This window comes from Rhizobium mulingense, from assembly GCF_029194105.1.
Lineage (GTDB): Bacteria > Pseudomonadota > Alphaproteobacteria > Rhizobiales > Rhizobiaceae > Rhizobium > Rhizobium mulingense.
The window spans coordinates 393,103-413,276 of the sequence record NZ_JARFVE010000004.1; the positions used below are offsets into that span (position 1 = coordinate 393,103).

Annotated in this window: 15 protein-coding genes, 1 other RNA gene and 1 pseudogene; 10 read left to right on the forward strand and 7 right to left on the reverse strand. The window is 62.7% G+C overall.

Going from position 1 to position 20,174, the window contains the following annotated elements; genetic code table 11:
* Positions 1-254: 254 nt before the first annotated feature.
* The 4 genes from PYR71_RS10775 (at position 255) to PYR71_RS10790 (ending at position 6,802) form a co-directional block, all read left to right on the forward strand.
* Positions 255-1,466 carry an efflux RND transporter periplasmic adaptor subunit gene (locus PYR71_RS10775; protein ID WP_275619325.1) on the forward strand — a complete coding sequence of 404 codons (1,212 nt, stop codon included), beginning with the start codon at positions 255-257 and terminating at the stop codon, positions 1,464-1,466.
* On the forward strand, positions 1,463-4,618 hold the full coding sequence (locus PYR71_RS10780; protein ID WP_275619326.1) for an efflux RND transporter permease subunit: 3,156 nt from the start codon (positions 1,463-1,465) through the stop codon (positions 4,616-4,618). The genes PYR71_RS10775 and PYR71_RS10780 overlap by 4 nt, the downstream gene beginning before the upstream one ends.
* Before the next feature lie 269 nt (positions 4,619-4,887).
* Positions 4,888-5,886 carry a flagellin N-terminal helical domain-containing protein gene (locus tag PYR71_RS10785; protein WP_275619327.1) on the forward strand — a complete coding sequence of 333 codons (999 nt, stop codon included), beginning with the start codon at positions 4,888-4,890 and terminating at the stop codon, positions 5,884-5,886.
* 250 nt (positions 5,887-6,136) lie between these two features.
* Positions 6,137-6,802 carry a YiaD family glycine zipper/OmpA-like lipoprotein gene (locus tag PYR71_RS10790; protein ID WP_275619328.1) on the forward strand — a complete coding sequence of 222 codons (666 nt, stop codon included), beginning with the start codon at positions 6,137-6,139 and terminating at the stop codon, positions 6,800-6,802.
* Positions 6,803-6,919: 117 nt separating this feature from the next.
* On the opposite strand, the gene PYR71_RS10795 is transcribed toward PYR71_RS10790, so the two are convergent.
* The gene (locus tag PYR71_RS10795; protein WP_275619329.1) at positions 6,920-7,327 is read right to left on the reverse strand and encodes a DUF2000 family protein; all 408 of its coding nucleotides are present in this window, start codon (positions 7,325-7,327) and stop codon (positions 6,920-6,922) included.
* 44 nt (positions 7,328-7,371) lie between these two features.
* On the opposite strand from PYR71_RS10795, the gene PYR71_RS10800 reads away from it, so the two are divergent.
* Positions 7,372-8,241 carry an AraC family transcriptional regulator gene (locus PYR71_RS10800; RefSeq protein WP_275619330.1) on the forward strand — a complete coding sequence of 290 codons (870 nt, stop codon included), beginning with the start codon at positions 7,372-7,374 and terminating at the stop codon, positions 8,239-8,241.
* Between the two features lie 26 nt (positions 8,242-8,267).
* On the opposite strand, the gene PYR71_RS10805 is transcribed toward PYR71_RS10800, so the two are convergent.
* Both PYR71_RS10805 and PYR71_RS10810 read right to left on the reverse strand, forming a co-directional pair.
* Positions 8,268-9,362, reverse strand: a complete 1,095-nt coding sequence (locus PYR71_RS10805) for an AbrB family transcriptional regulator (RefSeq protein WP_275619331.1) — start codon at positions 9,360-9,362, stop codon at positions 8,268-8,270.
* Between the two features lie 227 nt (positions 9,363-9,589).
* On the reverse strand, positions 9,590-10,492 hold the full coding sequence (locus tag PYR71_RS10810; protein WP_275619332.1) for a LysR family transcriptional regulator: 903 nt from the start codon (positions 10,490-10,492) through the stop codon (positions 9,590-9,592).
* Between the two features lie 92 nt (positions 10,493-10,584).
* Here PYR71_RS10810 and PYR71_RS10815 point away from each other — a divergent pair, with 92 nt between their 5' ends.
* From PYR71_RS10815 to PYR71_RS10825, 3 genes and pseudogenes are all read left to right on the forward strand, one after another.
* Entirely contained in the window at positions 10,585-11,619 is a 1,035-nt protein-coding gene (locus PYR71_RS10815) for an aldo/keto reductase (protein WP_275619333.1), read from the forward strand.
* Positions 11,620-11,870: 251 nt separating this feature from the next.
* Positions 11,871-13,282, forward strand: a pseudogene (locus PYR71_RS10820) (FAD-binding oxidoreductase).
* A gap of 89 nt (positions 13,283-13,371) precedes the next feature.
* A complete protein-coding gene (locus tag PYR71_RS10825) occupies positions 13,372-17,076 on the forward strand; it encodes an AsmA family protein (protein WP_275619334.1) in 3,705 nt (1,234 codons plus the stop codon).
* A gap of 66 nt (positions 17,077-17,142) precedes the next feature.
* Here PYR71_RS10825 and PYR71_RS10830 read toward each other — a convergent pair whose 3' ends face one another.
* From PYR71_RS10830 to ssrA, 4 genes are all read right to left on the reverse strand, one after another.
* Positions 17,143-17,367 carry a ribbon-helix-helix domain-containing protein gene (locus PYR71_RS10830; RefSeq protein WP_064682680.1) on the reverse strand — a complete coding sequence of 75 codons (225 nt, stop codon included), beginning with the start codon at positions 17,365-17,367 and terminating at the stop codon, positions 17,143-17,145.
* 104 nt (positions 17,368-17,471) lie between these two features.
* Complete coding sequence (locus PYR71_RS10835; protein ID WP_183837131.1) at positions 17,472-17,666, reverse strand: DUF4169 family protein; 195 nt, start codon at positions 17,664-17,666, stop codon at positions 17,472-17,474.
* Between the two features lie 51 nt (positions 17,667-17,717).
* A complete protein-coding gene (locus PYR71_RS10840) occupies positions 17,718-18,233 on the reverse strand; it encodes an SspB family protein (protein WP_183912773.1) in 516 nt (171 codons plus the stop codon).
* 128 nt (positions 18,234-18,361) lie between these two features.
* Positions 18,362-18,725: a transfer-messenger RNA gene (gene ssrA, locus PYR71_RS10845) on the reverse strand.
* Positions 18,726-18,836: 111 nt separating this feature from the next.
* On the opposite strand from ssrA, the gene PYR71_RS10850 reads away from it, so the two are divergent.
* The gene (locus tag PYR71_RS10850; protein WP_183912775.1) at positions 18,837-19,631 is read left to right on the forward strand and encodes a thymidylate synthase; all 795 of its coding nucleotides are present in this window, start codon (positions 18,837-18,839) and stop codon (positions 19,629-19,631) included.
* Between the two features lie 13 nt (positions 19,632-19,644).
* Positions 19,645-20,163: a dihydrofolate reductase gene (locus PYR71_RS10855; protein ID WP_275619335.1), complete on the forward strand. Its 519-nt coding sequence runs from the start codon at positions 19,645-19,647 to the stop codon at positions 20,161-20,163.
* The last annotated feature ends 11 nt before the right edge of the window (positions 20,164-20,174 follow it).

The following is a 20,174-nucleotide window of genomic DNA, read 5'->3' on the forward strand; positions in this document are numbered from 1 at the left end:
GAGCAATTTTGCCTCGAAACCGGCTTCGTCAAGACGTTTGCGAGCTTCGTTCAAGCAAAAGTGAGCGCTCGGGTTATTTCCATTCTTTGCTGATATTACAAATCGGTAATGCCGGGTGCTTATGCTTGCCGTTAAGCTGTAAACGCGCGATATTGTCGCATCAACAGGGGTTCTTGATCCCTGGGGGGACTTCGATCCCGCAGCGCCTCTTTCGACCGACCCTGGTCCAACCTCGAGTCCCTCCGGAGACGTGAATGGCCTTTTGGAAGCAGTTCATACTTTCGCTCATCGTCATCATTGCCGGCTTTGCCGCATGGGTTTTCTTTGTGCCTGGTGCCGGCGATATGATGCGCGATGCAGGCATTCCAGAGAACCTCGTTTCCAAGATCGCGCCCAAAACTCCTGAGACGGCCAATGCCGATGCTTTTGCCCGTGCAGAGGTGCAGCTGCACGGGCAAGGTCAATGGCAAGGACAGAACCGCCGTAGTGGCGGCGGGCGCAATAGCGCGATTCTCGTCGCGACCGAGGCTGTCGTCCAGGGCGTCGTCAACGATCGGCTGAACGCCATCGGCACGGGTGACGCGATCCGTTCGGTCGCGGTGACGCCGCAGGCATCCGGGACTATTCGCGAGATTCTCATCAAGTCGGGCGACATGGTGAAGGCCGGCCAGGTGATCGCCAAGCTCGACAGCGAGGAGCAGGTGATCGCCCGCGGCCAGGCGGATGTGGCGGTTAGGGCCGCCGTGGAAAAATCCAATCTCTATCACAACATCAAGTCCAGCGTGTCGCGCATGGACGTCTTCGATTCCGAGATCGCCGAACAGGGTGCCCGCCTGCAGCTCCAGGCCGCCGAGCTCAACCTCGCCCGGCGCAATATCATCGCGCCGATCGACGGCATCGTCGGCATCGTGCCGGTCAATATCGGCGACAACGTCACGACGACGACGCCGATCGTCACCCTCGACGACCGTTCGGAGATCCTCGTCGATTTCTGGGTGCCGGAGCGCTTCTCCAATACGGTTGCGGTCGGCCAGCCGGTCGAGGCGATGTCGGTCGCAAAGCCGGGGCAGGTGTTCTCGGGGGTGATCGAGGCCGTCGACAACCGCGTCGATGCGGCGAGCCGCACGCTGCGCCTGCGCGCCCGGATCGACAACTCGTCGGACGAGCTGCGCGCCGGCATGTCCTTCAGCGTCAGCATGAAATTCCCCGGCGACAAATATCCGGCGGTCGATCCGCAGTCCGTGCAGTGGGATTCGCAAGGCTCCTTCGTCTGGCAAGTGGCCGATGACAAGTCACACAAGGTGCGGGTCAGCATCGTGCAGCGCAATCCCGACTTCATTCTCGTCAAGGCCGACCTCAAGGATGGCGACAAGATCGTGACGCAGGGTCTGCAGCGGGTGCGTGAGGGCGGGGCGGTGCGTGTTTCCGCCGATGTCGCCGCGAACGGGGAGGTCGCGACCGAATGAGCGTGACTGAGATTGATCAGGGCGGATCGTCGGGCAAGCAGAGCTTCACCGCGCTTTTCGTTCGCCGGCCGATTCTGGCGCTGGTGTTCAACACGCTGATGGTCGTCGCCGGCCTTGCGGCCTATGTCGGCGTCGAGGTCCGCGAGCTGCCGGATGTCGATCGTCCCGTCGTCACCGTGCGCACCACTTTCGACGGCGCATCGCCGCAGACGATCGACCAGGAACTGACCAAGGTGATCGAGGGCGCGGTCGCCCGCGTCAGCGGCCTGAAATCGATCTCGTCGACCTCTTCATTCGGCCAGAGCCGGGTGACGCTCGAATTTTCCGATGCGATCGATCTCGCAGTCGCCGCCAACGACGTGCGCGACGCGATCGGCCGCATCACCCAGAACCTTCCCGACGAGGCGGACGCGCCACAGATTGTCAAGGCGGATTCGGACTCCTCGGCGATCATGCGCCTAGCCGTCACCTCCACCAAGCTCAACATGGACGACCTGACGCAGCTCGTCGAGAACGAGGTGATCGATCGATTGGCCTCCGTCGACGGCGTGGCCGATGTCGAGGAATATGGCGATCAGGAGAAGGTTTTCCGTGTCGATGTCGACCAGGGCGCGCTGGCAAGCCGCGGACTGACGATCGGCGATCTGACGAAGGCACTCGACAATGCCGCGCTCGATGTGCCGGCCGGCTCGCTGAAGAGCACGACGCAGGATATCGTCGTGCGGGCCACCGCCAACCTGCAGACGCCGGCCGATTTTTCCAACGTTATGCTGCAGGACCGCGTCCGGCTGGGCGACGTCGCGACGGTGACGCTTGGGCCCCGCGACGGGGATACTACGCTGCGTTCCAACGGCAAGCCCGGCATTGGCCTCGGCATCATCCGCCAGGCGCAGTCGAACACGCTGAACATCTCGACCGGCATCAAGGCCGCCGTCGAGCAATTGTCGAAGACGCTGCCCGAGGGAACGACGATCGCAATCACCAGCGACGACGCCGTCTTCATCCAGGGCGCGATCCATGAGGTGGTGCTGGCATTGGTGCTTGCCGCCGTCATCGTCACCGCCGTCATCTATCTCTTCCTGCGCGATTGGCGGGCGACGCTGATCCCGGCGGTCAGCATGCCGGTGGCGCTGATCGGGACGCTGGCGGCGATCTACATGGTCGGCTTCTCGATCAACATTCTGACGCTGCTCGCCATCGTGCTGGCGACCGGCCTCGTCGTCGACGACGCGATCGTAGTGCTCGAAAACATCGTGCGCCGGCGGGCCGAGGGCATGGGGCCGCGGGCGGCGGCCGTGCTCGGCACGCGCGAGGTGTTCTTCGCCGTCGTCGCCACGACCGCGACGCTGGCGGCGGTGTTCATTCCGCTCTCCTTCCTGCCGGGTCAGGTCGGCGGCCTGTTCCGCGAATTCGGCTTCGTGCTCGCCTTCTCGGTCGGGCTGTCGTCGATCGTGGCGCTGACGCTGTGTCCGATGCTCGCTTCGCGCATGCTGACGAGGCCGATGATTGAGGATCACGGTGCGCTCGGCCGCTTCGGCGGGGCGCTCGCCCGTCTCTATAAATGGGCGCTGCATGGCTGTCTGAACGCGCCCGTGGTCGTAATGCTGTTCTCGGTGATCTTTGCCGGTGCAGCGGTCATCGCCTTTTCCACGGTCAAGAGCGAGCTGACGCCGGAAGAGGACCGGTCGATGGTGATGATGCGGCTGACGACGCCGCAGGGATCGAGCCTCGAATATACCCGCGACAAGATGCAGCTCGTCGAGGAATATCTGCAGCCGCTGGTCGACGGCGGCGACATCCGCAACGTCTTCTCGATCTCCGGCCAGGGCGGCTCGCTGAACAGCGGTTTCATGGTGCTGACCCTTGCCCCTTGGGGTGAACGCCACCGGACTCAGGCCGAGATCGTCGCCGACATCAACCAGGCGGCGGCGAAGGTGCCGGCGCTGCGCGGCAACGCGATCTCCTCCAATAGCCTGCGTATCCGCGGCGCCGGCAGCGGCGTGCAGATGGCGCTGGTCGGCAATGATCATGCGGCGCTGACGGCGGCTGCCGCCAAGCTGGTGCAGGCTCTCGAAGCCACCGGCCAATATGATACGCCGCGCCTGACCAACGAACCGAGCCAGGCGCAGGTGTCGGTGGCGATCGACCGCGAGCGTGCCTCGGATCTCGGCATTGACATCACCGGGCTTTCGACGGCGATTCAGTCGCTGCTCGAAGGACGCTCGGTGGTCGACGTTTTCGTCGACGGCGAATCCTATCCTGTGCTTCTGACCTCGACGACGCGGCCGATCGACGATCCGACCGACCTCGAAAACGTGTTCCTGAAGACCGGCGACGGCAAGATCGTGCCAATGTCGGTCATCGCCACGATGAAGGAGGGCTCGGTCGCGCCACAGCTCAACCGCGAGCAGCAGCTCGCCTCCGTGGCGATCACCGCTGGGCTGAAGAGAAACATGTCGCTCGGCGATGCCGTCAAGCAGGTGACCGAACTGGCCGAGCCGCTGCTGCCGCCGGGCGCGCGCCTGCTGCCGCTTGCCGAAGCTGCGACGCTGGAAGAGAACTCGAACGGCATGGCGCTGACCTTCGGCTTCGCCATCGTCATCATCTTCCTGGTACTGGCGGCGCAGTTCGAAAGCGTGCTGTCGTCGCTGATCATCATGTCGACGGTGCCGCTCGGCCTTGCCTGCGCCGTCTTCGCGCTGGTTATCACCGGCTCCAGCCTCAACATCTACAGCCAGATCGGCCTGGTGCTGCTCGTCGGCGTCATGGCGAAGAACGGCATTCTGATCGTCGAATTCGCCAACCAGCTGCGCGACCGGGGCGAGGACGTGCGCGCGTCGATCGAGAAAGCCTGCGCGCTACGCCTGCGCCCCGTCATGATGACGATGATCGCCACCATTCTTGGCGGTGTGCCGCTGGTCTTTGCCCATGGCGCCGGTGCGGAAGCGCGCGTGGCGCTCGGCTGGGTGATCGTCGGCGGCCTCGGCTTCGCGACGCTGGTGACGCTGTTCATCACCCCGGTCGCCTATCTGCTGCTCGCTCGTTTTGCCAAGCCGCACGCCCATGAAGAAGCGCGCCTGCACGAGGAGATGGCGATCGCCACCCGGCCTCGCGCCGCACCAGATGAAGAGCAACTGCAAGCCGCAGAATGAGGCTTGCATCAGACTGAATCCCCCGCCGGGTTCCCATTCAAGGGGGTTTCTTATGGCATATCAAGCCTTGCCAAATAAGATAAATTTCGTCTGAAGATTAGCCGTTTGTTAAGCACAAGCGGCAATGATCGTGACCAGGAACCAACTGGTCTTCTCCGTTTCTCGAAGGCCGCAACGCGCTGGATTCAGCGACCCCGGACATGAGTGTCCGCGCGGACGGTTCATTCCTGGTTCAGTTGCGTTCTGTTGTGTTTTTGGAGTTTATTCCCGTGAGTATTTATCAGCGCGTCTCCGTCGATGCGGCGCTCCATGTGCTGCGCGATATCAACCGCAATATGACCGTCACGCAGAACCACATCACGACGGGCATGCGTGTCGCAAAAGCGGCCGACAATGCGGTTTACTGGTCGATCGCCACCACAGCACGGACCGACAACAAGGCGATTTCGGCTGTCCAGGATGCGCTCGGCATGGCGGCGGCGACGATGGGCACCGCCTATACCGGCGTCCAGAACGTCGTCGACCTCGTGTCAGAAATCAAGGCGAAGCTGGTCGCCGCGACCGAGGACGGGGTCGACAAGACGAAGATCAACGAAGAACTCACGCAACTGCAGGAGCAACTGCGTAGCGTTTCCGAATCGGCGACCTTCAACAGCGACAACTGGGTCGTCCTCAACAACGACGCCACGCCGACGCAACCGCGGCAAATTCCGGCCTCCTTTATCCGCAATGGCGACGGCACGATTTCAGTCGGCATGCTGAGCTACCATATCGACAATACGCCGGTTGGAGCCACGAGCTCCAAGGATGCGCGCTATCTCATCGATGACCGGGCGACCGGCTCCGGCGAATACGGCGTACTGACCTCGGCTCATTTCGCCAGCGAGCTCGGGACCTCGCAGAATTATGTGCTGATGACCAGCAAGAACGGCACCACTGCCGGGCAGGTCGTCATTTCGCTATCAGCGGCGACGACGCAGGGGCAGATCGGCGAGATGATAAGTGTCGTCGATGCGGCGCTGACGCAGCTGACGACGGTGGGCTCGGCCTTCGGCGCGCTGGAAAAACGCATCGAACTGCAAAACGACTTCGCCGCAAAACTGCACGACAACATCACCGCTGGCATCGGCCGGCTGGTCGATGCCGACATGGAGGAGGAGGCCAGCAAGCTCAAGGCATTACAGACGCAGCAGCAGCTCGGCTTGCAGTCGCTGAACATCGCCAACGCGACCTACGATACGGTGCGGCAGCTGTTCCAGAATTTCTAAGAGGTGAGATCACCCAGCCACCCGCCCCCGCGGTTCGAGACGCTCCGGGCTTCCTTACCATGAGGGCTGATCGTCGCGACTGCTGCCCGTCAGCCTGATCGAGTTGCTAAAACTGGTGATATTCGCGCATTCAAGCAACATGGCTGCTATTTCGGCGCCTGAAATTCCCCTATCAAGGGAACCTCTTCATTTTCTTGCCGTAATCCTTGCCTTTTGCTCGCATCAGCTTTGAACGGAGACCGTCCTGTCCATGATCAAGAAATTCATACTTCTGGCTGTCGCAGCAAGCTATCTCAGCGCCTGCACGACGACCGATCCCTATACCGGTGAACAGAAGGTTTCCAATACGGCGGGCGGCGCGGCGCTCGGTGCGCTCGGCGGCGCTCTCGTTGGTGTCGCCGTCGGCGGCGGCGGGCACGGCAAGCGCAATGCGGCGCTCATCGGCGCCGGCATCGGCGCTCTCGCCGGCGGTGCGATCGGCAATTATATGGACCAGCAGGAAGCAGAGCTTCGTGCCCAGCTCGAAGGTACCGGCATTTCGGTGACCCGCAACGGCGACAACATCATTCTCAACATGCCGTCGAACATCACCTTCGACGTCGACCAGGATGCGGTAAAGCCGGGCTTCTATCCGACGCTGAATTCGGTTGCGATCGTGCTGCGCAAGTTCAACCGCACGCTGATCGACGTCAACGGCCATACGGATTCGACCGGCAGCCTGCAGCACAATCAGGATCTGTCGCAGCGCCGTGCGCTTTCGGTTGCCGATTATCTCAGCGGCCAGGGCATCGACCAGCGCCGCGTATCCGCCGTCGGCTTTGGCCCCTCGCAGCCGGTCGCCTCCAATGCAAGCGAGGCGGGCCGCGCCCAGAACCGCCGCGTCGAAATCCAGATCGCGCCGATCACCCAGGGCTGAGCCTGTTTCGACAGAGTATACGAAAGGCCGGGTCGCTCCCGGCCTTTTTCTGTTAAAGCGTCAAGGTGTTTACGTCGTTGCTTTGTTCGTATCTTGTCCAGGCCCGCTGACATGTGTTCAATGTTGCATCGTCGCGCCCTTGGTGACCTTATCAACGATCTTCTTTTCGGCGCGCAGCGCGATGCCGACGACCTTGGCATCGTCGGGCGCATATTCGGCGAAGACGGCGCGATTGGCGGCGTCGTGACCGGTCGCGAACATCTCCTCGATAAAGAGCGAGGCGGTGACATCCCGTTCCAGCGCGCGGCGGTGGATTGTCGACATCGTCGCCTCGTCGGCGGAAAGCACGATGATCGGCTGGATCGACAAGGGGTTGTAGATGTTGCCGGCACGGTCGCGGTAGGGCTCGCCGATGATCTCGGGATGCCCGCCGGCAACGCCGGTCATCAGGAAGGCGGTGACATTCAGCTTCTGCCAGGCGGCAAGATTGTTTCGCAGGACGACGGCGATTTTGGTATCAAACATCAGACAGTCTTTCACCTCTGCATGGAATAGGAGTATCGAGGGCATTGAGCCAGGATCTACATCCGCAGGTCTTCGAAGGTCTTGAACGTTTGTGCACCGGGCCATCCGGCAACGGCATTCTGACCGGGCCCGCCTTTCCCGGCATCGAGCGCATCGGCGCGCAATTCTCCGGCAATGCCTTCGAGCCGCACCGCCACGACACCTATGCACTCGGCGTCACCGTGAAAGGCGTGCAGACCTTTCGTTATCGCGGAGAGCGGCGGTTCAGCCTGCCGGGACAGGTGATCGTGCTGCACCCCGACGAGGAACACGACGGCGGGGCGGGAACTGAGGACGGGCTGCAATACCGTATGCTTTATTTGGAGCCGGCGCTGCTGCTCGAATGCCTGGAGGCGGAAGGCCTTGGCCTGCCGTTCGTCGATGAACCGGTCATCAGCGATCCGGCGCTGGCAGGCGTGCTGCTTGCCGCGCTCGGCGAACTCGACCGCGAACTGGACGAGCTCTTCGTCGATGATTTCGTGTCGCGGGTGACGGGCGGCTTGTCGCGGCACGCGCGCTTGCCGCGCCGGCCGCTCGGAGCGATCGCCTGGCGGCAGACACGGGCGGCGCGCGATTATCTTGAAGCGCATGCCACGCGGCCGGTTCATTCCGGCGAATTGGAAGCGGTCACCGGGCTCGATCGTTTTGCGCTGTCGCGGCACTTCCGAGCGGCATTCGCCACGAGCCCGCATCGCTACCTCCTGATGCGCCGGCTGCAGCAGGCCCGCGCCATGATCGGCGCGGGTGAGGGCATTTCGGATACGGCGGCGGCGACCGGCTTTGCCGACCAAAGCCATCTCAACCGCCACTTCAAGAAGGCCTACGGCATGACGCCCGGGCAGTGGGCGGCGCTGGCGCGCAATTCCGGCAGCTAGGCACAGGTTTATGTGTTGAGGCCTCTTCATACGGGACTTTCCGCAAGACCGGAGCGGCGGGCGATGAAACGGGCGAGCATCGGGCCGATCAGCAGGATGACAAGGAAACGGCCGGTTTGCATCGCCATCACGAAGGGCACGTCGACATCGCTGGAGGCGGCGATGATGGCGACGGAATCGGCGCCGCCGGGGCTGGTGGCGAGATAGGCGGTCAGCGGGTCGATTCCGGCGAAGACGTGAAGGGCGGCTGCCATGCCGCCGCAAAGCGCCATCAGCAGCACGATGCAAGCCGACACTCGCGGCAGGGCGCGCGCCACATGCGAGAGGATCGAGCGGGTGAAGCGCAAGCCGATGCTCCAGCCGACGAGCGCATAGGCGATGGCGAGCAGCCACATTGGCAGCTCGATCTTCAAGACGCCGACGCCTTGCAGGAAGGCGCCGAGAAAGAGCGGCACGATGATCATCCCGCCTTGGATGCGCAGGCGCCGCACGCTGTAGGCGCAGAGGGCGGCAAAGGCCATCGTCGCTGCAAGGGCAGGCCAGTCGACTTCGGGAAAGAGGATGAGCGGCGGCGGCTCGGCGCCGTCGGCTGCCACCCACAGGCGTGAAATCACCGAGGCGCCCACGGCGACGAAGACGACACGCAGATACTGCATGAAGGCGACGAGCCGGGCATCGGCGCCATAGGCTTCCGACATGATGACCATCGCCGAGGCGCCGCCCGGCGAGGAGCCCCAGACAGCAGTCGTTCCGGGCAGGACTTGCCAGCGCGTCAGGAGCCAACCGAGGCCGGTGGCGATGGCGATGACGGAGAAGATGAACAGCAGGAAGAGCGGCGCATCCTTCGCCATGGTGCCGAGAATGTCGGGGGTGATGGTACGCGCCATCATCAGGCCAACGAGCACCTGGCCGAGTTGCAGCGGCCAGAGCGGGACGCGAAGCTTTCCCTTGCCGACGGTCAGCGCCAGCGCGATGGCGGCCACCATCGGTCCGATCAGCAGCGAGGCGGGCAAGGCAAAGAGTTCGAGGAAGACGGTGAAGGCGGTCGAGAGCGAGAGCAGCAGCGCCCATTTGGGCAGGCCGGCATCACGCAGGAGGCGGCGTGCGTGGCTGATCGGCATGATTCCCCATGTCTTTCCTGGCCGGTGCCAAGCCCGGAGGCTGAAGGTCGAAGAAGCTCCGGCACGACGAAGAGAGGCCGGCTGCAAGGCCGGTCGGCGGCTTCGGTATAGGCGGGGACCGTGAGCGCGGTCAATTGCGAAATCGGGCTTGTCGGCCATCTCAGGTGCGAGTTTGATTCAAGTGGCCGGCTTAAGTCGCTGTTTTCATAAGGACGTTGTTCGATGCCTCAGAGCCGCACATGGCCGGCGAGAAAATCGAGCAAGGCGCGGACGCGCGCCGGCAGTGGTCCACCCTGGCCGATATAGACGGCGTAGAACTCCTCCAGATCACCGGGATTCGCCTCTTCGAGCACCGGCACCAGGCGACCGGCCTCGATATCGGCGCGCACGGTGAAGGCGGCCAGTCGGGCAAGGCCGGCACCCGACAGAGCGAGATGCCGCATGGCTTCGCCGTCTGCGACCTGAATGCCCGGAGTGATCGGGATCGTCACCGTCTCGCCGCTTTCCCGCATCGGCCAGCCCTCGATGGCGCGGGCATAGGAAAAGCCGATGCGGCAATGGCGACGGAGATCGGCGACCGTGTGCGGTTCGCCATGACGGCCGAGGTAATCAGGTGAGGCGACGATGATCTTGCCGGTGGCGCCGAGTTTGCGGGCGATCAGGCTGGAACTCTTCAACGGCCCGGCGCGGATCGCGACGTCGGCGCGCTCCTCCATCAGGTCGATCACCTTGTCGGTGTGGGCAATATCCAGCGTCACATAGGGATGAAGCGCCATGAAGGCAGGCACGAGCGGCGCCAGCACATGATTGCCGAAGGAGCCGCTGGTGTTGATGCGGATGCGGCCTGCCGCGTCCTCGCCGGATGAGGCCTGGCGTTCGGCCTCGGCGATATCGGCAAGGATGGCGATGCTGCGCTCGTAGAAGGCGCAGCCCTCCGGTGTCAGTTGCAGTCTGCGGGTGGAGCGGTTGACGAGGCGAACGCCGAGACGCGCCTCCAACCGGGCGACGAGCTTGCTGACGGCGGACGGCGTCATGCACCGCACCGTGGCGGCCGCGGAGAAGCCGCCGCGCTCGATGACGCTGACGAAGACTTCCATCTCGCCGGAGCGGTTAATATCCTGGCGGCCCATGATGAATTCAAATCACAAATACTTTGCTGAAGGTCAATCTATATCACCACACGGCCCGGGTCTATCTCTGGAGAAACACAGGAGACAGAGCCATGGAATCTAGAAATCTCGGCGCATCCGGCCTGAGGGTGCCGGTCTTGAGTTTTGGCGCCGGCACTTTCGGTGGCAGTGGGCCGCTGTTTGGCGCATGGGGCAATACCAATGCCGGGGAGGCGCGACGGCTCGTCGACATCTGTCTCGAAGCCGGCGTCAATCTTTTCGACACGGCGGACGTTTATTCGGCCGGCGCCTCCGAAGAAGTGCTCGGCCAGGCGATCCGCGGCCGGCGCGATGCCGTGCTGATCTCGACGAAGATGGCGTTGCCGACGGGCGAGGGACCGCAGGACTGGGGAACGTCGCGGGCGCGGCTGATCCGCGCGACCGAGCAGGCGCTGCGCCGGCTTGGGACCGACTATATCGACCTTCTGCAGCTTCACGCTTTCGACGCCTCAACACCGGTCGAGGAGGTGCTGTCGACACTCGACGGGCTCATCGCCTCCGGCAAGATCCGCTATATCGGCGTTTCCAATTTTGCCGGCTGGGAACTGATGAAGTCGCTCGCGACCGCCGAGCGCCACGGCCATCCGCGTTATGTCGCCCATCAGGTCTATTATTCGCTGGCGGGACGGGATTACGAATGGGAGCTGATGCCGCTCGGAGCCGACCAGGGTGTTGGCGCTCTCGTCTGGAGCCCGCTCGCCTGGGGGCGGCTGACCGGCAAGGTCCGCCGCGGTGAACCGCTGCCCGCGGCAAGCCGCCTGCACGAGACGGCGCAATACGGCCCGCCTGTCGACGACGAGAAGCTCTACGACATCGTCGAGGTGCTGGACGCCGTCGCAACGGAGACGGGCAAGACGGTGCCGCAGATCGCCATCAACTGGCTGCTCGGCCGGCCGACGGTGTCGAGCGTCATCATCGGCGCCCGCAACGAAGAGCAACTCAGGCAGAACCTCGGTGCCGTCGGCTGGAGCCTGTCGAAGGAGCACATCGAAAGGCTCGACGCAGTCAGCGCCGCGACGGCGCCCTATCCCTATTTCCCGTATCGACGGCAGGAGGGCTTCGCCCGGCTCAATCCGCCGATCGTCTGAGGTGTCGGACAAAGCGGACCGTCCTATGACAAAAGGGGAATGAAATCTTCTCCCATTCTTAGCTGGACAGCCGCTTTGACTTGCCCCATACCCAGCCTGCTGCATATCTCCTTAGATCGGAATCGATGTAAGATGAAATTATGCAGCAATTTTAAAGTTCTACAGCGTCCTTGTGCGTCCGAGCGGGCGGGAAGCGCTGGAGTCTGCGGGATGCGATCTCGTCTACGCGGCATGGCAGGGAGATCAAAGGGATGGCGCTGAAGGACGCAAAGGCCGGCACACGCAACGAGGCGGGCATTGCCGCTGTGCTCGACATTCTCAGGCAAAGCTTCGGCGAGCGCTTCCAGACTGGCCAATCCCTCCGTGAGCAGCATGCCCACACGACCACCTATATCCCGTCGCAGCTGCCAGACGGTGTGCTCTTTGCAGAGAGCGTCGAGGATGTGAAGATGGCGGTCAGGGTCTCGCGGCCCACAAGGTGCCGGTGATCGGCTTCGGCACCGGCTCTTCGCTGGAGGGACAGGTCAATGCCGCCAATGGCGGTATTTCGATCGATTTCAGCCGCATGAACCGCGTGCTCGAGGTCAATCCCGAGGATCTCGACTGCACGGTCGAGCCCGGTATCACCCGCGAGGCCCTGAATATCCACCTGCGCGATACCGGCCTCTTCTTCCCGATCGATCCCGGTGCCAATGCTTCGATCGGCGGCATGGCGTCGACACGGGCGTCGGGCACCAATGCCGTACGTTACGGGACGATGAAGGACAATGTGCTCGCCGTCACGGCGGTCACCGCCACCGGCGAGGAAATCCGTACGGCCCGGCGTGCCCGCAAGTCCTCGGCCGGCTACGACCTGACGCGGCTTTTCGTCGGCGCCGAAGGCACGCTCGGTATCCTGACCTCGGTGACGCTGCGCCTGCAAGCGATCCCGCAGAAAATAGCCGGCGGCGTCTGCGCCTTTCCAAGTATCAAGGCGGCCTGCGACGCCGTTATCATGACGATCCAGATGGGCATTCCGGTGGCTCGCATCGAGTTGCTCGATGCGGTGCAGATGCGGGCGTGCAACGCCTATTCCGGGCTTTCCTATGCCGAGAGCCCGACGCTGTTCCTCGAATTCCACGGCACTGACGAAACGGTGCCGCTGCAATCGGCAGCCTTTGGAGAGATCGCCACCGAATGCGGTGGCGGCGAATTCCTCTGGACCGCCAATGCCGAGGAGCGGACCAAACTCTGGAAGGCGCGCCACGATGCCTATTGGTCGGCCAGGGCTCTGGCTCCAGGGCTTGCCGCACTTTCGACGGATGTTTGTGTTCCGATATCGCGGCTTGCCGATTGCGTTTCCGAAACGCAGGCGGATATCGAGGAACACGGGCTGCTCGGCCCGATCGTCGGTCATGCCGGCGACGGGAACTTCCATGTGCTGCTGCTGTTCGACGACAAAAGCGCCGGAGACATAGCCAGGGCCGAAGGCTTTGTTGAGCGGCTCAACCGCCGGGCACTCGACATGGACGGGACATGCACCGGCGAACATGGAATCGGGCAGGGAAAGATGGCCTTTCTGGAGCAGGAGCTGGGAGGGACGGTGGATCTGATGCGACAGGTGAAGAAGGCGCTCGATCCGGACGGCATCTTCAATCCCGGCAAGATTTTCCATCACGGCTGAAAACGGAATATTCCCATGAACTTGGGCCTTGCCCCCGGCATGAATAGCGCTAGTGTCGGCAACAGAATCCCGAATGGAGAATCCTTGCATTGGTAGGCCGGTTCCTCGTCTTTCTGGGGGGAGTGATCGTCGTAGCGCTGTTTGTGGCGCTGCTTGCGCCGCTGTTCATCGACTGGACGGATTTCCGCAAGAACTTCGAGGATCAGGCAAGCCGCATCATCGGCAAAAAAGTCACCGTCCACGGCACGGTCGATGCCCGCCTGTTGCCGTTTCCGTCGGTCACGCTGCATGACGTGCGTGTCGGCCAGGAAGCCGACGGCACGCCGATCGTCAAGGTCGAACAGTTTTCCATGGATGCGGAGCTTGCGCCTTTCCTGTCGGGCGAGGCGCTGATCTTCGACATGCGCGTCGTCAATCCGAAGGTGCGCCTCAGATTGCTCAAAGACGGCACCCTCGACTGGATGCGCGGCAGCCGCGCCGAAATACCGGCGAAAACGGTCGTCCTCGAAAATGTGCATGTCAGCGGCGGCGAGGTGGAATTCATCGATGACCAGTCGGGCCGGGGCCGCCGCATCACCGGCCTGAATGCAGAGATGTCCGCCAAGTCGCTCGCCGGCCCCTGGCGCATCGAGGGCGATGCGGCGCTCGACGGCGAACACGGGAATTTCTCGATCTCGAGCAGCCAGCCGGACGAGAAGGGCGTGCTGCGCATGCGCACGAAGCTTTCCCCTGATAAGCTCCCGGTCAGCATCGATCTTGACGGCGAGCTGAAGCTCGTCGATCGCAAGCCGAATTACCAGGGCCAGCTTTCAGCGGCGATCGAAAACCGCAACAGCGCCAAATCGGCCAACAAGAACGAGCAGCCGCCGCGGGTCAAGGGCCGCTTCGAACTCACCAATGAACGCATCCGTATTCCCGAATACCGGATGGAGATCGGCCCGACGGACGATCCCTATGTCATAACAGGCGAGGCGACGCTCGACACCGGCAACGCGCCGGAATTCCTGCTGACGGCCGACGGTCAGCAAATCGACGTCAACCGCATCGGCAATGAAGGCGCGGCCGGCAAGACAACGCGGGATCCCGCGGTTTCGGCGCGCCAGCGATTGAATTCGCTGATCGATATCGTCGCGCAGGTGCCGATCCCGCAAGTGCCGGGCAAGGCGAGCGTCAAGCTGCCGGCGATCGTCGCCGGCGACACGACGCTGCGCGACGTGCAACTGGAGCTGCAGCCGGCCGGCACCGGCTGGATGATCGACAGGGCCATCGGCACGCTGCCGGGGCGCACACTGGTGGAGGGCAAGGGCAAGCTCCTGCTTCAGGGTGAGCCCTCGTTCAACGGCCAGATCGTGTTGGCCTCAAGCCAGCCCACGGGGCTTGCCTCCTGGCTGGCGGGCTCAGTCGATCCGGCCATCCGGCAATTGCGGCAGGCGGGTTTTTCCGCCAATGTCAGCCTCACTCATGAATTGCAGCGGTTCGAAAACCTCGAAATCGCCGTCGGGTCGGCGACGCTGAAGGGCAGACTTGAGCGACAGGCGATCTCCGGTCAGACGCCGACCCTGTCGGTGGCGCTGAACGGCGACACGCTCGATCTTGACGCGCTACAGGCGCTGGCCGGCCTCGCGACAGGCCAGGACAGCGGCGACAATGTCCTCGATCACAAGATCGCCGCCCAGCTGAAGGCCGACAAGTTCACCGCCTTCGGTGTCGAAGCCGAGAATGTCGAAACCACCTTCACGATCGCCGACGGGGCGCTTGCGGTCGACCGGTTGTCGGTCAAGAATCTCGCCGGCGCCGAGCTGACGGCGACGGGCCGGGCGGAAGGCTCGCTGCTCGACTACAAGGGTACGGGTGAGATCACCTTCAAGTCGGCCGATCCCGGCGGCTTCTTCACCATGCTGCGCGAGCATCTGCCGCACCACCCAGTGCTCGACCGGCTTGTGCGCAATGCCGGCTGGTACGGCAATACGGCATTGCGCGGCGCGCTGACGCTCGGTGGCGAGGAAGGCAATGCGCTGACGGTGACACTGGCCGGTGTCGCGAACGGCAGCCGCGTCAATCTCGACTATCGCATGTCCGATCTGCTGGCACTGACCGGCAACGGCAGCACGAGCCTCGAGGCGACGCTCGAAAACGCCGTGCCATCCATCCTCTTCGGCCAGGCCGGGCTCGACCCGCTGCCGGTCGATGTCGGCGCCAACGGCCGCCTGACGCTTAAGGTGAAGGCATCGGGCAATGATCCTGCCGATGCGGCGCTGACCTTCGCCACCGACCGGACTTCGTTTACCGCTAACGGCAAGGTCGATGTCCGGCCGGAGAGTTTCATGAATGGTCAGATCGCGCTTTCGCTCGATAGCGCTGATATCGACCCCTATCTCATCATGAACGGCATCGCCCTGCCGCAGACCGGAACGGGGTTGCCGTTCAGCCTGCAGGTCAATGCCGCCGTCGACAGCGACAAGATCGCCTTGTCCGATATCAAGGGGCATGCGGCCGACAACGCATTTTCAGGGGCACTGGACTTCGATCGGAAGGCCGCGAAGACGACGGCGAGCGGCGCGCTGACGCTCTCCAAAGTCGATGCCGGCTGGCTTGGCGAGGCCGTGTTCGGCCAGATCGTCGATCCCGCCAACGGTGCGCTGACGAAGGCCCCGCTGGGCTTGCCCGTCTTCAAGGATCTCGACGTTAAGCTGAAACTTTCGGCCAAAGAGTTCTGGCCCGGCCTGCCGGAAACGGCGGTATCCGATTTTACCAGCAACGTCGCCTATAAGGGCGACGAACTTCAGCTCAACGACATGGCCGGCAACTGGGACGGTGGCAAGCTCTCCGGCAACCTGCTTTTTACCAATGCCGACGGCACCGGCTTCCTGCAGACGAAGCTTGCGCTTGCCGATTCCGATCTTGCCGGCGTCGTCTGGCTGCGTGACGGTGCGCCGATCGCCAATGGTAAGTTCGGCCTGTCGCTGTCGATGGAGGCCTCGGGCAAGACCGTCAGCGAAATCGCCAGCTCGCTTAACGGTTCGGGTGAACTGCGGCTCGGCGACACCAGCATACGCGGGCTGAACCTTGCCATTCTTCCGCCGCTGCTTGCCGCGACCGACACGATGCAGGAACAGATCAATGCCGGCAAGGTGCACCCGATCGTCGAGACGCTGCTCAGCAACGGCGAAGCGAAGCTGCCGCCGCTCGGCATTCCTTTCAATATTACCGACGGGACGCTGAGGGTGCAGAATGTCACCGTCGCCAACGATTTGGCCCGCGTCACCGCTGATGCGCAGATTGCGCTGCCGGAAGAGCGGATCAGCGCGACGGTCGGTATCGGCCTCAATCCCGGTACCGAAACGCTTCCCGGCGCCGAGCCGGCGCTCAGGCTGAATTTTTCCGGCCTGTTGCCGTCCCCCGGCAAGACGATGGATGTGACCGATATCACCAGCTACCTGTCGCTGCGCGCCTTCGAACGCGAACGGCGGCGCGTCGAACGGCTGCAGGCAATCGTGCTCGAAAAGCAGCGGCTGCGTCGCGAGGCCGCGCTCTATCGGTTCAATGACGCCGAGCGCGTCAGGGCCGCCGAGATCGAGCAGCAACGGCATGCGGAGGAAGAGCGGCTGCGCGCACTGGCACAGGCAGCGGCGGCGCAGAAGGCGGCCGCCGAGGCCGAGGCCGCGCGCGCGGCAGAAGCCAGGGACAAGGCCGATGCGCAGGCGAGAGCGGCTGCGGAAGCGGCGCGGCGGAGCGGGCAGGCGCAGCCCGGTCCGCTCAATTTCGATCAGCTGCCGGACGTTCAGGCGCAATGACGGCGCGTCTGATTGACCTGAGGCGCTGCAGGTCATCGTGTCGGCGAAATCGCCTTTATATCTGCGTCACGGCTGGCGGCCACCGCCGGCCTTCGCCCAGGAAAGCACATGGAGCCGCAGCGCCGAGGACAGGTTGCTGTCTGGCTGGCGGTGGTCGTCGATCTCGGAAATGAGGGCGGCCAGCGACATCGAGCGGCCTGCCGCGATCGTCTTCAGTTCGGCCCAGAATTCATCTTCCAGCGAAAAACTGGTGCGATGGCCATGCAGTGTTGCCGAGTGCTTCCGGATCATGAAGGACGTTCACATCGCAATCGGCTTCGAAGGTCGATTCAAGCAAATCGGGCAAGTGGCTGATCGCAGATTCGTTTTCGGCTTTTCAAGCTTTGCGTGAAGCCTCATGCGCCGTCGTCATCCGTCTCGATCCGGCCGTCGCGGTGCGCCTTGTCGGCCTTCTCGTTCAGGCTGCGGGTGAGCTGCTTTTCGGCCTTGGTGCGCCCGAAGGAAACGCGGTTCTGCTCGGCCTGTTTTTCTTTCTCGGAGCGGGCCTGCTTCTTGCGGAACTGGCGCAGATTGATGATTTCGGCGCTCATGCGGTGGCTGAAATCCCTTAAGAAAAAAGGAGGCTGGGCCTCCCTTTGAAATCACTGCTTCTTGCGGAAGGAATCGAGCGAGACGACGGAACCGGGTTTCTTCTCTTCGCCGTCGGCCGGTTTTGCGCCGGCGGTTTCGTCAGTCTTTCCTGCGGCATCGACCGGATAGGCGGTAATCTCGCCGGACGGCAGCTCCTCGCCGTCAGCGAGCGGCACGTCGAATTCGAGCTCGAAGTTGACGGAGGGATCGTAGAAACCGCGGATGGCATTGAACGGAATGACCAGCTTTTCCGGAACGTCGGAGAAGGAAAGGCCAATTTCGAAATGCGTCTCGGTGATCTTCAGGTCCCAGAACTGGTGCTGGATGACGATGGTCATCTGCTCTGGATATTTCGACTTCAGGTGCTGGGAAATGCGCACACCGGCCGCACCCGTCAGGAAGGTGATGAAGAAGTGATGGTCGCCGGGCAGACGGCCCGTCGTTGCGACTTCCGCCAAAACCTTGCGGATGACGCCGCGAAGTGCATCCTGCGCCAGAATGTCGTAGCGGATATGATCCTGCCCCATGCTTTTCCTGTCTTTCGTCGGTTCGGAAGTCTTTTCACAAGGTTATATGCCACGTCCGGGCGCCTTGGGAAAGACCGGAGCCGAGTCACGTTTTTTCGCAGCATACATGATTTCGTCAGCAGGGAGAAGGTGAAGGCTTCTGTTGCCAGGTGCCTTCGGACCCCGCCTAGAGGTGCGAACCACTAGGACTTTGATTGAAGTGTCACACCGCGATTAAGCAGCGAGACGAGCTTCCGCATAGTTGTCGTTTGCAACTACAATTTTAGCCCGATAACGGCGGTACAATGCCGAGCAAAAAGTCGATCTTTACACCCTTGTCGATCCTGTTTCGCCCCCATCAAAAGCCGGCCTTCCTTTGCCGCCGGTTTTTGGTGGAGGCGCCGGGTACCGCCCCCGGGTCCAATAGGTTTATTACACCGCTCATTTATTGCCATAGCCGGCCCGAAAGCCGGCAAGGCTGATATAGTGATTTCCTTCGCCCAAGGAAAGGGTAATCGTCACAAAAGCTTTATTTCCGGCAGCAGAAAGCACGGAAAAATGCCTGCCGGCGATTGGTTTCCTGAAGGCGAAGGCTTAAATTGGAGAAAACGGAATCAGCGCGACATGCAGCAATATCTCGATCTCCTGAAGCACGTGATGGAAAAGGGCTCCGACCGGGGCGACCGCACCGGCACCGGCACCCGCTCGGTCTTCGGCTACCAGATGCGCTTCGACCTCGAAGAAGGATTTCCCGTCCTCACGACGAAGAAGCTGCATCTGCGCTCGATCATCCACGAGCTTTTGTGGTTCCTGAAGGGCGAAACGAATATCCGCTATCTCAGGGAGAACGGCGTCTCGATCTGGGATGAGTGGGCCGATAAGAACGGCGACCTCGGGCCGGTCTATGGCGCCCAATGGCGCTCCTGGCCGGCACCGGATGGCGGCCATATCGACCAGATCGCCAATCTCGTTAAAGGCATCCTCAACAATCCGAATTCGCGCCGCCACATCGTCTCGGCCTGGAATCCGGCCGAAGTGGACAATATGGCGCTGCCGCCCTGCCATTGTCTGTTCCAATTCTATGTCGCCGACGGCAGGCTCTCCTGTCAGCTCTACCAGCGCTCCGCCGACATCTTCCTCGGTGTGCCGTTCAATATCGCCTCCTATGCGCTTTTGACGATGATGGTGGCTGCGGTGACGGGGCTCAAACCCGGCGATTTCGTCCACACGCTCGGCGACGCCCATCTCTACCACAACCATTTCGACCAGGCGAAGCTGCAGTTGACGCGCCGGCCGAAGCCACTGCCCTTCATGCGCATCAATCCCGACGTGAAAGACATTTTCGGCTTCACCTTCGATGATTTCGAGCTGATCGGCTACGAGGCCGATGCCAGCATCAAGGCGCCGATCGCCGTCTGATCCGGGACAGTTCATGGCCGATATCCGCAGGACCATCATCGCCGCCGTTGCCCGCAACGGCACCATCGGCCGCGAGGGCGACATGCCGTGGCGGCTGTCGAGCGACCTCAAGCGCTTCAAGGCGCTGACATTGGGCAAACCTGTCGTGATGGGCCGCAAGACCTACGATTCAATCGGCAAGCCGCTGCCGGGACGGCCGAACGTCGTCATCTCGCGGCAAGCGGCGATCGACCATCCCGCTATCAGTATGGCGCATTCGCTGCCCGAGGCGATAGACGCGGCTGAAAGGCTGGCGCTCGAAACGGCCGCCGACGAGATCTGCATCATCGGCGGCGGCCAGATCTACGCGCAGGCGATCAATCTTGCCGACCGGCTGTGCATCACCCATGTCGAGGCCGATCTCGATGGCGATGCGTCGTTTCCCGAGATCAATCCCGATCTCTGGCAGGTGGGAGAGACGATCGCGGTGCCGGCCGGCGAAAGGGACAGCTATCCCACCCGCTACGTCGTCTATGACCGCCGCCGTGGCTAGGAACGAACTAT

Excerpts from the sequence above, each read along its gene's own strand:
- PYR71_RS10775 (WP_275619325.1), top strand. The coding sequence starts at position 255 with ATGGCCTTTTGGAAGCAGTTCATACTTTCGCTCATCGTCATCATTGCC.
- PYR71_RS10780 (WP_275619326.1), top strand. The coding sequence starts at position 1,463 with ATGAGCGTGACTGAGATTGATCAGGGCGGATCGTCGGGCAAGCAGAGC.
- PYR71_RS10790 (WP_275619328.1), top strand. The coding sequence starts at position 6,137 with ATGATCAAGAAATTCATACTTCTGGCTGTCGCAGCAAGCTATCTCAGC.
- PYR71_RS10795 (WP_275619329.1), bottom strand. The coding sequence starts at position 7,327 with ATGTTTGATACCAAAATCGCCGTCGTCCTGCGAAACAATCTTGCCGCC.
- PYR71_RS10805 (WP_275619331.1), bottom strand. The coding sequence starts at position 9,362 with ATGCCGATCAGCCACGCACGCCGCCTCCTGCGTGATGCCGGCCTGCCC.
- PYR71_RS10810 (WP_275619332.1), bottom strand. The coding sequence starts at position 10,492 with ATGGGCCGCCAGGATATTAACCGCTCCGGCGAGATGGAAGTCTTCGTC.
- PYR71_RS10815 (WP_275619333.1), top strand. The coding sequence starts at position 10,585 with ATGGAATCTAGAAATCTCGGCGCATCCGGCCTGAGGGTGCCGGTCTTG.
- PYR71_RS10830 (WP_064682680.1), bottom strand. The coding sequence starts at position 17,367 with ATGATCCGGAAGCACTCGGCAACACTGCATGGCCATCGCACCAGTTTT.
- PYR71_RS10835 (WP_183837131.1), bottom strand. The coding sequence starts at position 17,666 with ATGAGCGCCGAAATCATCAATCTGCGCCAGTTCCGCAAGAAGCAGGCC.
- PYR71_RS10840 (WP_183912773.1), bottom strand. The coding sequence starts at position 18,233 with ATGGGGCAGGATCATATCCGCTACGACATTCTGGCGCAGGATGCACTT.
- PYR71_RS10850 (WP_183912775.1), top strand. The coding sequence starts at position 18,837 with ATGCAGCAATATCTCGATCTCCTGAAGCACGTGATGGAAAAGGGCTCC.
- PYR71_RS10855 (WP_275619335.1), top strand. The coding sequence starts at position 19,645 with ATGGCCGATATCCGCAGGACCATCATCGCCGCCGTTGCCCGCAACGGC.